The 14,033-nt window shown below is 60.5% G+C and carries 12 protein-coding genes and 1 pseudogene; 4 read left to right on the forward strand and 9 right to left on the reverse strand.

From position 1 onward, the window contains the following. Positions 1 to 33: 33 nt before the first annotated feature. The 5 genes from BN984_RS15515 to BN984_RS15535 all read right to left on the reverse strand — a co-directional run bounded on the left by BN984_RS15515 (position 34) and on the right by BN984_RS15535 (position 5,149). Entirely contained in the window at positions 34 to 879 is an 846-nt protein-coding gene (locus BN984_RS15515) for a carbohydrate ABC transporter permease (RefSeq protein ID WP_008605944.1), read from the reverse strand. Further along, positions 876 to 1,814: a carbohydrate ABC transporter permease gene (locus BN984_RS15520; protein WP_008096826.1), complete on the reverse strand. Its 939-nt coding sequence runs from the start codon at positions 1,812 to 1,814 to the stop codon at positions 876 to 878. Before BN984_RS15520 ends, BN984_RS15515 begins: the two co-directional genes overlap by 4 nt. 9 nt (positions 1,815 to 1,823) lie before the next feature. Then, positions 1,824 to 3,095: an ABC transporter substrate-binding protein gene (locus tag BN984_RS15525; protein WP_008096827.1), complete on the reverse strand. Its 1,272-nt coding sequence runs from the start codon at positions 3,093 to 3,095 to the stop codon at positions 1,824 to 1,826. 154 nt (positions 3,096 to 3,249) lie between these two features. Next, positions 3,250 to 4,050, reverse strand: coding sequence for a creatininase family protein (locus BN984_RS15530; RefSeq protein ID WP_049913702.1), 801 nt, complete (start codon positions 4,048 to 4,050; stop codon positions 3,250 to 3,252). 1 nt (position 4,051) lies between these two features. Next, positions 4,052 to 5,149: an ABC transporter ATP-binding protein gene (locus tag BN984_RS15535; RefSeq protein WP_049968672.1), complete on the reverse strand. Its 1,098-nt coding sequence runs from the start codon at positions 5,147 to 5,149 to the stop codon at positions 4,052 to 4,054. A gap of 505 nt (positions 5,150 to 5,654) precedes the next feature. On the opposite strand from BN984_RS15535, the gene BN984_RS15540 reads away from it, so the two are divergent. Both BN984_RS15540 and BN984_RS19495 read left to right on the forward strand, forming a co-directional pair. Next, positions 5,655 to 6,437 carry an IclR family transcriptional regulator gene (locus tag BN984_RS15540; RefSeq protein WP_008096833.1) on the forward strand — a complete coding sequence of 261 codons (783 nt, stop codon included), beginning with the start codon at positions 5,655 to 5,657 and terminating at the stop codon, positions 6,435 to 6,437. Positions 6,438 to 6,954: 517 nt separating this feature from the next. Next, positions 6,955 to 7,458: a hypothetical protein gene (locus BN984_RS19495; protein WP_156037899.1), complete on the forward strand. Its 504-nt coding sequence runs from the start codon at positions 6,955 to 6,957 to the stop codon at positions 7,456 to 7,458. A gap of 24 nt (positions 7,459 to 7,482) precedes the next feature. On the opposite strand, the gene BN984_RS15545 is transcribed toward BN984_RS19495, so the two are convergent. Further along, positions 7,483 to 10,506: a GLUG motif-containing protein gene (locus BN984_RS15545; protein WP_049968673.1), complete on the reverse strand. Its 3,024-nt coding sequence runs from the start codon at positions 10,504 to 10,506 to the stop codon at positions 7,483 to 7,485. 266 nt (positions 10,507 to 10,772) lie between these two features. Here BN984_RS15545 and BN984_RS15550 point away from each other — a divergent pair, with 266 nt between their 5' ends. Next, positions 10,773 to 11,534 (forward strand): helix-turn-helix transcriptional regulator, encoded by a 762-nt coding sequence (locus tag BN984_RS15550; RefSeq protein ID WP_233517308.1) that lies wholly within the window; start codon positions 10,773 to 10,775, stop codon positions 11,532 to 11,534. A gap of 428 nt (positions 11,535 to 11,962) precedes the next feature. Here the strand turns inward: BN984_RS15550 and BN984_RS19830 are convergent, their stop codons facing one another. Then, positions 11,963 to 12,100: a hypothetical protein gene (locus BN984_RS19830; protein ID WP_008096838.1), complete on the reverse strand. Its 138-nt coding sequence runs from the start codon at positions 12,098 to 12,100 to the stop codon at positions 11,963 to 11,965. Between the two features lie 289 nt (positions 12,101 to 12,389). On the opposite strand from BN984_RS19830, the gene BN984_RS19150 reads away from it, so the two are divergent. After that, positions 12,390 to 12,638 carry a HalOD1 output domain-containing protein gene (locus tag BN984_RS19150; protein WP_244877485.1) on the forward strand — a complete coding sequence of 83 codons (249 nt, stop codon included), beginning with the start codon at positions 12,390 to 12,392 and terminating at the stop codon, positions 12,636 to 12,638. Positions 12,639 to 12,671: 33 nt separating this feature from the next. On the opposite strand, the pseudogene BN984_RS15555 reads toward BN984_RS19150, so the two are convergent. Together BN984_RS15555 and BN984_RS15560 are read right to left on the reverse strand one after the other, a co-directional pair. Continuing rightward, a pseudogene (locus tag BN984_RS15555) lies at positions 12,672 to 13,422 on the reverse strand (TrmB family transcriptional regulator); the annotation flags it as partial. Positions 13,423 to 13,674: 252 nt separating this feature from the next. Continuing rightward, on the reverse strand, positions 13,675 to 14,010 hold the full coding sequence (locus BN984_RS15560; protein WP_049968674.1) for a DUF7344 domain-containing protein: 336 nt from the start codon (positions 14,008 to 14,010) through the stop codon (positions 13,675 to 13,677). Positions 14,011 to 14,033 lie beyond the last annotated feature (23 nt).

Consider the following 14,033-nt stretch of genomic DNA (forward strand, 5'->3'; position numbering starts at 1 on the left):
ACGCGGGTCGATAATAAATATACAGGAGGGCCGTTACTCCTTGACTGCGCCGGCGGTCATCCCCGCCACGATGTACTGTTCGAGGAACGCGAACAGGACGAGGAGCGGGATGATACCGATGACCGAGACGGTGAGCATCATCCGCCAGTCGGTCTGGAGCGCGCCGACCATCGAGAAGACCCCGCGCGGGATGTTGTACTTCCCGCTGTCGGTGAGGAACGTCAGCACGAACAGTAGCCGGTTCCACGCGTACAGGAACGTGTAGGTGATGCTGGCGACCAGCGCGGGTTTGGTCAGCGGAAGAACAATCTTCGTGAGTACCTGTAACTGGCTGGCACCGTCGATGCGGGCGGACTCTTCCAGTTCGACGGGAACGGTCTTGAAGTAGCCGTAGAGCATCCAGATGTTGAACGGGAGGGTGAACGCCGCTGCGGGGACGATAACGGCCAGGTACGTGTTGAACAGTCCGAGTCGGCTGATGACGTCGAACAGCCCCACGATGAGCACCACGGGGGCGAACATCTGGACGACGAGGACGGCAAGCAGGAACGTCCGCTTGCCCACGAAGTCGTTCCGCGCGCAGGAGTACGCCGCGGGAATCGCGAGCAGAAGCGTCAGGACGACGGTTCCGAGCGAGATGACGAAACTGTTGGCGATCCAGAGGAGCACGTCGGTCTGCGTCCAGACGTCCACGTACGCCCCGAGAGACGGCTGGGACGGCACGAGCGTCGCCGGCGCGGAGAATATCTCCGACTCCGGTTTGAACGTACTGGAGAACATCGCGTAGAACGGGAACATCATTATCCCGAGCAGGGCGATGAGCATGCCGTAGACTCTGACTCGGCGCAGTCCGCCCTCGTCGTGGCCTGCCATCGTCACAGCTCCTCACCTCCGCGGGTGTAGACCCTGAGATAGACGACGGCGAACAGGAGCAACAGCAGGAACCCGATGACGCTGTAGGCGGCGCCGAGCCCGAGGTTCCCGTTCTGCAGGCCGACCTGGTAGATGTGTATCACCAGCGTCGCAGTCGTGCTAATCGGACCGCCGCCCGTCATCGTCCAGATAACGTCGAAGCTGACGAAGGTCCAAATCGTCGAGAGGAGCGTCGCCATCAGGATGACGCTCTTGAGCTGTGGGAGCGTGATGTATCGGAACTGGTGCCACCGCTCGGCCCCGTCGATGGCCGCGGCCTCGTAGAGGTCCTGCGGAATCGACTGCAGACCCGCGAGGAAGATAATCGCCATGAACGGCGTACCGATCCAGATATCCGCCACGACGACGCCCAGCCACGCGATGTCTGGGTTCCCGAGAATTCCGATACCCTGCTCTATCACGCCGAGTTTGAGCAGGATGGCGTTGAGATAGCCGAACTGTGGATGCTCTATCCAGCGGAAGACGACCGCAGAGATGGCGTACGGAATTCCCCACGGGATGAGAAACGCCGTCCGGAAGAACTTCCGACCCCGAATGTCGCCCTTGAGGTGGACTGCGATGAGCAGCCCGAGTAACGTCTTCCCGGCGACGCCGACCGCGACCCACCGTCCCGTTTGCCAGAGGAGACGGTAGAAGATGTCGCTGTTGAAGATGTCGACGTAGTGTTGCAACCCGACGAACGTCTCGATAGTCGAATCGGCGGGAGATCGGTACAGCGACAGGCGGAACGTCTCCAGTATCGGGTACCCGACGACGGCGACGAGGAACACCGCAGCGGGCGCTATCAAGAGGTACGCGCGGCGATTCCGCTTGACGTGCGCGGCGGACTGTGCCAGTCGCGAATCGTCGCCTGTCTGGGTACGTTCTTCAGCGAGGCTCATATCGTTGCATTAGTTCATCGCGTCTTCGAGGTCACTCTGGGCGTCGTTCAAGGCCTTCTGCGGACTCTTCTGGTCGGCGAGCGCTTCCTGTATCGCTTGGACCATCCGGTCGTTGAACTGGCTGAAATTGCTGAGCTTCGGCCGGGCACGGGCGTACTGTCCCGCCTCGACGAACGGCCCCCAGTTCTTCGACTCGGAGAAGTACTCCCGTTCGCCGACCGCCTCGACGACCGGAAGGAAGCCCTTCTGCTTCGAGTACTGGAAGCGGCGCTCCTCGTCGAAATAGAAGCGAATGAGGTCTCGCGCGACGTCCTTGTGTTCGCTCTGGCTGAAGATGCCCAGGGTGTCGATGGTGAACAGGCTGTACCGGCCCGCGGGGCCCTCCGGGACCTGGACGATACCGTAGTCGAAGTCGACCTCGCCGTTCTCCTGTGACTCGGTTATGTTGAGCCCCGTGTACACGTGCCCGATGACCATCCCGAGGTCGCCGTTCTCGAACAGTTGACGGATGTCCTGTCGGGTCGACGAGAGCGGCGAGGACTGCGTCACGCCGTGTTCGAGGTGGAGGTCGGTGTAGAACGAGAGCGCCTCGACGGCGCCGTCGGAGTTGACCACGGGCATCCCCTCGTCGTCGACCAGGTCGGCTCCGTGCGACCAGTGGTAGTGGTAGTACTGCGACCCCGTCTCGATGGCGTCGGCGCCGGCGAGGCCGAGCGCCGGGATATTCACCTCGTCGCTCTCGGTAAGGGCCTTCGCCGCCGCGAGCATGTCTTCCCACGTGTCCAGCGCCGGGGTTTCCGGGTCGAGACCGGCGGCCTCGAACGCGTCTTTGTTGTAGTAGAGACACTTGTTCGACGCGGCCCACGGGACGCCGTAGTGCGAGCCGTTGTACATCGTACCGTTGGCGACCCCCTCGGCGAACTTCTCGCCGAACTCGCCGTCCATCAGATCGTCGACCGGTTCGAGCGCGTCCTTCCCGACGAGTTGCGGAATCCACCGGGCGGGCCAGCGGCTCACGTCCGGGGCCTGGCCGCCGTCGACTCGGTTGTTCACCGTTTGTCGTGCGTTGTCCCAGGTTACACTCGTGAACTCGACGTCGACGTCGTACTCCGACTCGAAGGCGGCGTTGTTCTCCTCGAAGAACTGCTTGATGTTGTCGCCGACCCCCATCGTGAGAAGTTGGACGCTCTGCGTGTCGTCCCCACTCTCACCGCTGCCCTCGCCATCGGAGCCGCTTTCGCTTCCGTCCCCGCCGCCGGTACAGCCGGCGACGGCGATCATGCCACCAGCGCCGAGCGCTTGAAGGAGCCGCCGACGGTCCAGAGTCTGTCCGCTAGCTTCTTCTGTGGTATTCTCTCGCATCATCGCTACCAATTGCGCCCACATATATAATTGTTTTTATTCATATTTTATTTTCATTATGATTGTCGGAGTCTCACGCGTTCTGTTCGTGAACCGCATCGAGCAGCGAGGCGAGCTCCTCGGCGATAATCGACCGAATCCGCTCTCCCTTCTCGGCGCTCGCCTCCTCGGGGAGTCCGATGGCACCCGTCTCGGAGTACGCGTCGAACGACCGGTAGACGCTCACCGAGCCCCCGTCGAGGAGGTCCTGTCCGCCCCAGCGGTACGACTCGTGTAGCGGTTCACCGTTCCGCGTGGACGAATCGCCGACGAGGTCGGGTCGGACCGCAAGCATGAGCGACGTTTCGAACTCGCCCCCGTGGGCCATCCCACCAGTCTCGGTGTCTCGAAGCGCCTCGATTCGGTCAGTCGCCAGCTCGAAGTAGGTCGTTCCGAGGACCTCGGCGTCGGTCTCGACGCCGACCGTGCTGACGACGGACCCGATGAGGGGACCGTTGCCGCCGTGGCCGTTGACGAACAACACGGCGTCGAAGTCGTTTTGAAGTCCCGTGTTCGCGATGTCCTCGAGCGTCGCGCGAATCGTTTCGAAGTCTAACGACAGCGTCCCGCCGAAGGTGAGATGGTGCGGTGAGAACCCGCTCCAAACCGTCGGCGAGACGACGACCGGGAGACCGTCGGTCTGCTCGACCGCGGAATCGACCATCGCCTCGACCAGGAGGGAGTCGGTCACCACCGGCAGGTGTTCGCCGTGCTGTTCGATGCTCCCTACCGGAATCACCAGAACCGACCCCGGCTTCGCTCCAACCTCTCGAACCTCGGCCGCGGTCATTCCCGCCCACTCGTGCTCTCGTCGTCCGATTGAATCATACATCATGTCAGGCGGAGTCCGTCAGTTGCGTCTGGCTCACCGGTACGCGCGCGCCGTCGCTACCAAAGAGGTGCATGTCGTCCACGTCGAACCCGAGCGTTATCTCGTCCCCGACGGTCGGTCGGAACTCGCTTTCGACCCGCGCGACGACCTCGGACGAACCTCGGGCCGTCTGCAGATAGAGGAAGTTGTCCGAGCCGACCGGTTCGACGACGTCGACGACTGTCTCGACGTAGCCTCCCTCACGATCCGGCGTGAGGTCTTCCGGTCGGACGCCCAACGTGTACTCACCAGAGGGAATGTCGACGCCCAGCGTGAACTCGAAGCTCGGCGACTCGAAGCGAACGCCACCGTCGTGGTCCGTCGCGGTCACCTCGAAGAAGTTCATCGAGGGCGACCCGATGAACCCGGCGACGAACTCGTTGTTGGGCTCGTCGTAGCACCGCTCCGGGGGGTCGACCTGCTGGAGTTTACCGTCGTTGAGGATGACGATACGGTCGGCCATCGTCATCGCCTCTGTCTGGTCGTGAGTGACGTATACCGTCGTGACGCCGAGGTCCTCCTGAATCCGTTGAATCTCCGTCCGCATCTGCGTCCGGAGCTTGGCGTCCAAGTTCGAAAGCGGCTCGTCCATCAGGAACACGTCAGGGTCGCGCACGATGGCTCTCCCGAGTGCGACCCGCTGTTGTTGACCGCCCGAGAGCTGTTTCGGGAGGTCGTCTAACAGCTCCGAAATCTCCAGCATCTCGGCGGCGTCCTCGACGCGGTCCCGGACCTCACCGTCGCCCTCCCCGGCGAGACGTAGCCCGAAAGACATGTTCTCGCGGACGGTCATGTGGGGGTACAGCGCGTACGATTGGAACACCATCGCGATGTTCCGGTCCTGCGGCCGCACGTCGTTGACGACGTTCTCGCCGATGGCGATTTCACCTCCGGTGACGGTCTCAAGCCCCGCCACCATCCTGAGCGTCGTCGACTTCCCGCAGCCGGACGGCCCGACGACGACGACGAACTCCCCGTCGTCTACGGTGAGGTCCAACCCCTCGACGGCGAGGATGTCCCCGTCGTACTCCTTACTCACGTTCGATAGTCTTACCTGGCTCATGTCGACTGAGGACTACTCCTCAATCCCGCATAATAAATGTTGGTAATGGAGGCGAACGCCGAGCTCCCAACCGTGTTGAATCGCATTCGGCGCCGCTGCGACCTTCTCGACACCCCAGTCGGCAGGTGAAGCGCCTGTCCAGTCGTCGGTTCTCGCCTCCCCTCGCGTCTAACCGAGTGACTCGGCGGCGGTCCCCCGCGATGTCACCACTGCCGACGCCCCGTATTCAACACGGTCGAAAGTGCAGAACCTCGACGTACGCCTACACTACCGTTGACATTCGTCGAACACGCCTTCTCAACCGGTATTTCGGCCTGTTCACCGGACGCGGCTTCGCTCCCGGATTTGACGTGTTCGGAAAATACGTGTCGATATGAGGTAAAAATAGCGTGCCACTCGCTGTACTTTTTTCTGTGGTAAATACTCGAGGTTTTCTTTCCGAGAGAGTTGAATTCCAGTTGAACAGGGGGAAACTACTTTCACCGAGTGCGGGAAAGACCGTACCATGTCCGATGGCAACGTCAAAACAATACGCGCGGTCGAAACGACGTTCGAGATTCTCGACGCTCTCAGCGGCGTCGAACCGGCCGGCCTCTCGGAACTCGCGTCGACGGTCGACATCCCGGCAAGCACGATTTACGTCCACCTCAACACGCTCGTCGAGCGGGGTTTCGTCGTCAAAGACGCCGGAGAGTACCGCCGCTCGTTTCGCTTTCTCGAGGTCGGCGGAGACATCCGGCAGCGGGTCGACATCGCTCGACTGCTCAGGAATAAGGTCGAAGAGCTCAGCCGAGTGACGGGCGAGATAGTCGGCGCCGCGGTCGAAGAAAACGGGAAACGGGTCATTCTGTATCGAAGCACCGGGGAGAAGGCCGCGGCGGACGAGATTCCGATCGGGAATCGCACAGAGATGCATTGGACCTCGCTCGGAAAGGCGATCTTAGCGTACCTTCCCGAGGCTCGCCGGGCGGAAATCGTCGAGCGACACGGCCTCCCGTCGGGGACGAACAGGACCGTTAGCTCGCTGGCGGAACTCGAAGACTCGCTCGCGCGGGTCCGTAAACGGGGCTACGCCATCGACGACGAGGAACACCTCCGCGGTATTCGAGGTATCGCCGTTCCGCTTCTCGATAAGAACGGAGAGGTCAAGGCGTCTATCGGCGTGACCGGGCCCAGAGACCGGTTCACACCGGCCTACATGGCGGAGCTACTGAACGTACTGCAGTACAGCAAAAACGAACTCGAAGTGCGTAACCAGTACTCCGAGTACACGACCATAGACGGGTGATTACCGGCGCTCGTTGTAGCTCTAGAATTACGACACTACGTCTGTAATTCCTTGCGACGCGATGCTACGGATATCGCTCGTCTCGGGTTTTCATCGGCTTTCCGAGCGAGCGAACCGGTAAAACGACTATACTCGATATAGTCACTTGCACAATTAGTATTGTAAATACTGTGAATAGATGTTCGGAAGTAACCACCTCCGTGTCGCTGGCGGATCAACTGTCTAGTGGACGGTTTGGTACATGGCTAGTCTCACACTCCGGTGCTCTCCGTGCTAGTCTGGCGCTTAAAAATCAGACAAAACCATATATCATCACATATATGACCATAAATTACAACTCGTAATTTCTGTACGACTCACGAGAGTTCCCTCGTCAGCATGGCTTGCCAACTTTTGAGTGCACATAGATAATGAATAGGGCAGTTATTATTGTATTAATCATGCAATACAACTGGCTCAGAAATAGCTGCGAACTCACTCACCAAACCGCTGACGGAGCGCACCGAGTTCCGTTCGCGTGTTCACGTTCGCCATCGACGCTTCGAGCGAGAGGGAGTCGGGTACCGACGACGGGCCGACGCGGTCGACGGAGGTTCGATCTCACTGCTCGCGCCCCGTAGCATACGGCCGCCCCGGAGAGGACACTCGAACTGATATAGCCGACCGCGAAGAGGCCGGCCGATGCCTCGGCGAAATCCTCGAACGTGAGCCAATTCTCCCACGACGGTTCCGCATGGGAGAACCCCTTGATCCCGTCAGCGGCGACTCTCGTCACGAGACGTGGGGAAGTCCATCGGCGGTAGAGCCTGCGGAGTACGCCCCACCCTCGCTGTTGGAGAGGTCTGGGCCGCCCCAGTACGCACCGGGCGTGCTACCGACCCACGAGGAGACGAGCGAGCCATCGAAGCCGAACTACCCGATATACGCGTTGTTGTTGCGTGACCGACGTGCGCTCTGTATTCAGCACGAAGTCGGCAAACTATCAGCTGCTGAGGATTTCAACAGAGCCTCCACAACCTAAGTGAGGAGCAACAAGCCACCGGTCTCACGGTGAATCGGAATCCTGTTTCGACCGGTACCTAGCTCGTCGAACGACGAATGTGCCAACCAACATCGCGATTACTGTAAGTACAACGCCGAATCCCGGTGAATCACTAGCCGTCGTGGCTGGCTCGTCAGTTGTGTCTATCGTGTCCGTTATGTTCGATTCGGTTGTCGTGGCTGGCTCGTCAGTTGTGATTGTCGCGTCGGTCGTGTTTGCAACTGGAGCCGCTCCGATTACGAACGTCGACAGTCCTGGCGATGTGGCTTCCAACGTATACTGCGCATCAGTCTCCTCGACGATAGTGGTCGGCAACCGGTTCCACTGAGTCGTCTCGTCGCGGTAAAGCGCGACAGAGTCGGGATCGAGGTCCGACTCGGCGAGCCGTGACTTGCGGAGACTAACGGTGAATGTCACGTTTTCGACATTCTCGTCGGCAATCGTGTGGTCAACGGTGATCGTCCCCACCGACTGCGCTTCTGTCCCAGCGGTAAACGACGGCTCGGTTTCGTCGCTTCCGGCGTCGCCGGTCGTGATGTCGAGTTCGAAATCCGAGCTGTCGTCGATGTTCATCCGCAGGCCGGTGAGCGATAGGTCGCGTTCGGCATCATCAGAACTGGTGTCGCCGAGTCGGATCTCGACCGGCTCGCCAGTCGAGGGGTCCGAGACGTCGACGCGCCACGTACCCTTCCCTTCGTCTCCGGCGGTTACGCGAACTTCGGGATCATTACTGGACGACGAGGACGACGAAGACGACCCCGAGCGACGGGGTGCGGGTTCGTCGACGCCGATAATCGTTACCGTGATGACCCCACGTGCAGTGTCACCGTCGACATCCGAAACGGTGTAGGTGAAGTTGTCTGTCGTATTCTCCCTATCGTCAAGGGACTCGAACTGCCCGTTCGGATCGTACGTCCAGCTTCCGTTCCCGTAGACGGTGAGGTTCGCCCCCGAGCCGAGCGTGAGGACTATCCCGTCGCTGAACATCGTGCCGTTGACCGCCGTCAGTGAGTCGCCAGCGTTGGTAGCGGTCCCTAGTTCTAGGAGGTCGACGCTCTCGCCGTCGGCGATCGAAAGCACGGTGTCCTCGCGAGTCGTTTGTGAGCTGTTGTCGGGTGCGAGCCGGGGTTCGGCAGCATCGATCACGGTAACGGTGAGTGTCTCGGTAGTGTTGATACCGAACTCATCAACCGCCTGCACGTCGACCACGTACTCGTTGTCTCCGTCGGCATCGGTCGCGTTCTCGAAGTCCGGTGCGCTGTCGAACGAGAGGGTGCCGGTGGTGGCGTTGGTGCTGAACGCTGATCGATCCACCCCACCGACAAGCGAGTAGGTGATGTCGGTATCGTTGCCGTTTCCGTCGGTGGCGTTCACGTCGGCTGCAATGACGGTGTTTTCGGCGACGGTCCAGTTCTCACTGGAGGCGAACGACGGCCCCGTGTTGTCGACGGCGAACGACTCACCGTCCGTATAGCTCCCGTCGGTACTCCCGGCTGCACCGGATTCGACCAGCGCGTTACCGTCGGCGTCCGTAATACTGTCGTCGTCGACGAGGTCGACTCGGAGGTCGCCCGTGCCCGTGACGGTATCGACGGTGACGATGTATCGGCTGTCAGCACCGGTAACCGAGATGTCGTCGTCCCCGTTGGCTGTTGTCGCAGTGCCAGTCGTTGCAAGCGTGAAATCGTCGGCGTCGACGCCGGTAACCGGCTCCGAGAACGTCACGGTGAGGTTCACGCGTTCGGCGGTGGTTGCCTGAACGTCTGGGTCGTCCCGGCTGATGGACTCGACGACTGGCTTTGCGATACCCTGGGCTCGAAGCTGCGCCGTCCGATCGATGCCCCGCAGTATCGGATAGCCGTCCATCGCCGCGTCCGTATCCTCGCGTTCGACCATCTCCCACGTGTTGGTGAAGTCGAGGCCGGTCATGTTCGTCTCCGCACTCGTCCCCTGCATCTCGGGAGCGGGGGCGGTATCGGCCGTCGCTCCGAAGCCGCTGACGTCGGTGAAGGTTATCGGGTCCCACCCATCCCCCGTACTCACACTCTCCTCGTTCGTCGTTCCCACGTCCCAGTAGGCCTGCTCCACGGTAGTCGGGTCAACAGCGGAGCCACCGACGAGGCCACCGATCCCCTGTGTCTCGTCGTCGACACTGAGGGCTCCAGTGGCGTACGAACGCCGAACCGTCCCTCCGGGGTCCGCCTGGAACGACCCGAGTACCCCACCGGCGTACCAGCTCGCAGTAACCGTGCCAGTGGCGTAGGAATCCGCTATCGTTCCCGTGGAGACGCCGACCAGCCCGCCAGCGGACGTGCTGCCCCCTCCTCCGTCGACGGCTCTTGCAGCGAAGGAGCGATTGACCGTCCCCTGGTTAAAACCGACCAGTCCGCCAAACCAATCGCTTCCACGAGTCGGTTCTCCAATCGCGTAGGAGCGACGAACCGCCCCATCGTTACGGCCGACCAGGCCGCCGACCCGCTCGGTCCCGGTAACCTCACCAGTGGCGTGAGAGTCCTCGACGGTCCCATCGTTATACCCGGCGAGCTGTCCGGTCCTTCTCGCGCCGGTGACGGATCCGCCCTCGAGGCCAACCGCCCTGATCGTTCCCACCGGATCGACCTCACTGAACAGACCAACAGAGTATGTCCCCGCTCGGTTGATGGTCAGTCCCGAAATCGTGTGGTTGTCACCGTCGAAGGTGCCCGTGAACTCGTTGCGTTTGTCACCGATCGGGTCGAATCCATTGTTGCCGTCCCATGTGGATGTCTCGGTCGCGTTGATATCTCGGATCAGGACGTAGTTGTTCCCGAGTCCCTTGTCCTCGATACACTGGAGTTTGTCCAGCGTGTCGACCTCGTAGTACGTTTGCCCCGAAATGGTCTGATTCGTCCACGAAATAGCGCTACACTGCGAGGCGTCCGGCATATCGGCGGCTGCCACCCCCGCGAAGACGGTGACACCGACACCCAACGAAACAACGAGGAGTGTTATGCCCACGAGTACGCGGCGACCGCCCGTCGTGCCCATCAGACACTCACTCCGTCCAACCTTCGGCTGCGTCGACTGCGGTCGACGGCCGCCCGTACCGCGGTTTTATTCATATATTCAGTACGAATTCAACCGCAAGTATAGTCATTGGCTGAGACGGTGTTTCACGACATGAGACATCTGTCATTCAGACAATTAGAACCGCAACCACAGCCGCGTGGCGGTGACACCGACACTCCGGCCACACGGCGTGATACACTTGGAGGAGACGAAATACGTATCATTCATAGCCACATGATAGTCGTATGAATCGCTACAGTCGTGATCCCGCCCGACTGTTGAACCACCACCCACTGTTGGCTGCGACCCGCAACCGGCCGCTCGACCGGTCGGCGCTGGAGATTGAACTCGACGTGTCCAGAGCGACCGTCTATCGCCAGACCGCCGCGCTGGTCGACGAGGGACTGCTCGAACGGACCAACCGGGGGTACCGGACGACCGGCGCGGGAGCGGCCGTTCTCGACGCTGCCGACCGCTTCGAGCGCTCGCTGGCGGCGGCCGGCAGGCTGAAGCCACTGCTCGAACACCTCTCGCCGCCTGCCCTCACCGAAAACCTCCACCTCTTCGCTGATGCGACGGTGATGGCAGTCGACTCCGAGTCACCCTACGCCATTGAGCAACACCTCGAATCCGTCATCAGCGACGTCGACGAGCGAATCTACGGGGCTGCAACGAGTTTCGGCTCGCCGGTGACGCTCGCTCGGACCGTCGACCGCGTTGAGGGAGGCGTCGACTTCGAGTGGGCCCTCCCGCAGGCGGTCCTGGAACGCCTCGAACGCCAACACGGCGAGTTGCATGAAACAGTACGAAGCCACGAGAACGCTGCCGTCTATGTCACCGAGGACGTGATCGACCTCTCGTTGTACGACGACACGCTCGTGCTCACAGGGTTCGACACCGACCGAGGGACACTGGCGGCCGTCGCCATGACCGACAGTTCTGCAGCGGTCAACTGGGCTTTCGACGTCTTCGAGGCCCACCGCGAGCGCGGCGAGCGACTAACCTAAGCGGGCCACGGCGATGCTACCACTGAAACCCACCGGGGAATACCCTTCTCGCTCCGTGTTGGGTGATTTTGAGTCGCTGATTTTCATTACTCACGAGGTACTGTCTAGTTAACCCAGTTTAAGCAACGAGCGGGTCGTTGAGTGAGTTGGTCAAGATGCTCGAAGACCTGCTCGCTTCTCAAACTGGCTTAATTAGACAGTACCAATCTGCGAGGCACGGACCGATTCCGGCCTCAGACACCTACTGACCTCCACATCCAATATAAACCCACACATTACTAACCGGTGGTGGTCACCTCGACCACCGCTTCCGGCGAAAGCCTCAGTGACGGCAGGATTGACGCAGAACGTGAATGTGTCTTCAGGAGATCAGCCTACAGTTTGGAGAGAAACCTCGTCCGCACCCGTTCGGGCCGATAAAGAGCTATTCACTCACGAGAGAGTTCTTCGTAGATCTCTTCGTGTTCGTCAAGGTCCTGCCGTCCAAGGAATCGGATCAGGTACCGTCGAGCCTCCTCCGGCGACATGTCCTCCGGAATATCGGGGACCTCACTTTCAGTGGCCATTCTTAGCTCTCACTCGGGGAGTCTCCGTCATAACCATTCGGTTCGTCTTCATTCTCTCCCTCGAAACCCTCTGGACTAACGACGTTGGGAAGTACATCGACATCTTCGATGCGGGAAAGCCAGAGCTCAATCGTCGCCGCATATTCGGGTGCAAGCGGCTCGGTATATTCTCGAAGTTTTGATAAATAGGGTGAACAAGTTCGGAGTTTTTGGTCGTCTAGCACGAATCAGAACTGTGGAGTACGAACTCGGGCCGGACGAATCGGTCAGTACGGCCGTCGTACGCACGGTGAGCGCTGTTGAAGGCCGTGAACCATGTTCTCTTCGACCACTCGCGGATGTCGTCGATCCAACTGCGTTAGATTCGTTGTTCGACCCGCGGTACGATGGAACACCTCGGACGGGCGGACGCCTCTCGTTCGTTTATAATAATTGTTGTATCACGATCGACAATGGCGAGTATCTCACGCTCCAGTTGCTCGAGGACCGTTTCTGCGACGAACGCGATCAAGAACCTACCGACAGTTGCGTCCGCTGACGGAGTAGCCAATAGCCGCTCGTCGCGAGAGCACTGCTTGGGATCACGGACGGTCAACAACCCCCGAGCCATGAGTCGCCGGGCGATTACGACCAGCCCGTTCCCGAATCCTTCGCCGAATATCGCTTGTTCGTCCTTGGTGTCGGGCATGAGCGAACTCACGAGAATCGTCGAGCGGTCGACCAGCAGGAGCCGGCCGATCGCCGTCTCGTCTTCAGTAACGTCCACACCGTGTAACACTCTAACCCAGAGATGACTGTCGTAGCGTCCGGCACGGCCGTCTGGATTTGCTCTTGAAGCGACTCCGTCAGCGCGCCGATGAGAAGGTCGACCCCGCTGCTGACGTCGTTGAGAGTGGCAACGAGATCATCGGTCAAGAGTGACTCGTCACCGACGACGAGAACGACCTCCTCGGATGCGTCCTCGATGAGTTGGTCCGTCCGATTTTCGATCGCGTCCCGCCCGGACATCGCCCATATCTGCTGGACAGGGGTTTCGTCGTCCTCCTCGACGATTTCGACCGTGCCCAGCGCATCGTGGAGTCGCTCGAAGCGGTCTTCGTACTGGTCGCGCAAGGTCTCGGTCGCCTCGTCGAGCGGAACGGCCCGGAACTGCTGCGGGCTCGAATGCTGAATCTCGACCAGGCCTTGTCCTCCAGCGCTCGAATCGCATCGTACACCCGCGTTCGGGGAACCTCTGTCATCTCACTCAATTGCTTTGCTGTTCCCGTGCGGAGCGGTGTCCTCGTCGGCTCTGACAGTATGCCCCGGTGGCAATCGAACATGTCGCCCCCTCGTCTATCTCTTCGCTGCCGCCGGTGTAGGTGACGGTCAACTCGTCGCGTATCACGTCTCCCCGGTGAGGCGACTGCCAGATATCGTTTTCCAGTCCTCCGAGAAGTCCTGTGATATGCCCTTGGTGAGTGTGAAATATTCTGCGACGATGTCCCCATAGTCAGTTGCATCACCGAAGTCCGTTGGGGGCGAGCGATAGCAGCAGGGCTGTCGGTTTCAGCTGAAATGGCTTCGTCTGCTAATCAGGGATTCGGCAGCGATACTTCTCCAGGGAGCGAGTCGAGCACCGCTTCGACCTGTTCGTCAGGATGGTACCGGACGGTACCAGTTGTGTGTTCGAATTCGACGACACCGTAGTCCGCTAACTTCGGCAGATGCGTGTGGTGGAATTGGATGGCGAGTTTGTCCCGATCCTGCGGTGGACCGTTCTTGGAGTCCGAAGCTCGCCTGTGTATCTGCTCGACGAGGTCATCGAACGTCGTGGCCCCGGTAGCCTCGTGGCGCAAGTGGTGGATGATCCGACGTCGATGCTGGTCGGCGACAAGGCGGAGACACGCGTCGAGACTGTGGGTCGTCATAGCTGAGACACTATCTACCGTGG

Source organism: Haloferax prahovense, assembly GCF_000723845.1.
In the GTDB taxonomy this organism is placed as follows: Archaea; Halobacteriota; Halobacteria; order Halobacteriales; family Haloferacaceae; genus Haloferax; species Haloferax prahovense.

Bases quoted from the DNA above. Each gene is read 5' to 3' on its own strand.
- BN984_RS15520 (WP_008096826.1), bottom strand. From the start codon at position 1,814: ATGAGCCTCGCTGAAGAACGTACCCAGACAGGCGACGATTCGCGACTG.
- BN984_RS15525 (WP_008096827.1), bottom strand. From the start codon at position 3,095: ATGATCGCCGTCGCCGGCTGTACCGGCGGCGGGGACGGAAGCGAAAGC.
- BN984_RS15530 (WP_049913702.1), bottom strand. From the start codon at position 4,050: ATGATGTATGATTCAATCGGACGACGAGAGCACGAGTGGGCGGGAATG.
- BN984_RS15535 (WP_049968672.1), bottom strand. From the start codon at position 5,149: ATGAGCCAGGTAAGACTATCGAACGTGAGTAAGGAGTACGACGGGGAC.
- BN984_RS15540 (WP_008096833.1), top strand. From the start codon at position 5,655: ATGTCCGATGGCAACGTCAAAACAATACGCGCGGTCGAAACGACGTTC.
- BN984_RS15545 (WP_049968673.1), bottom strand. From the start codon at position 10,506: ATGGGCACGACGGGCGGTCGCCGCGTACTCGTGGGCATAACACTCCTC.
- BN984_RS15550 (WP_233517308.1), top strand. From the start codon at position 10,773: ATGAATCGCTACAGTCGTGATCCCGCCCGACTGTTGAACCACCACCCA.
- BN984_RS19830 (WP_008096838.1), bottom strand. From the start codon at position 12,100: ATGGCCACTGAAAGTGAGGTCCCCGATATTCCGGAGGACATGTCGCCG.
- BN984_RS15560 (WP_049968674.1), bottom strand. From the start codon at position 14,010: ATGACGACCCACAGTCTCGACGCGTGTCTCCGCCTTGTCGCCGACCAG.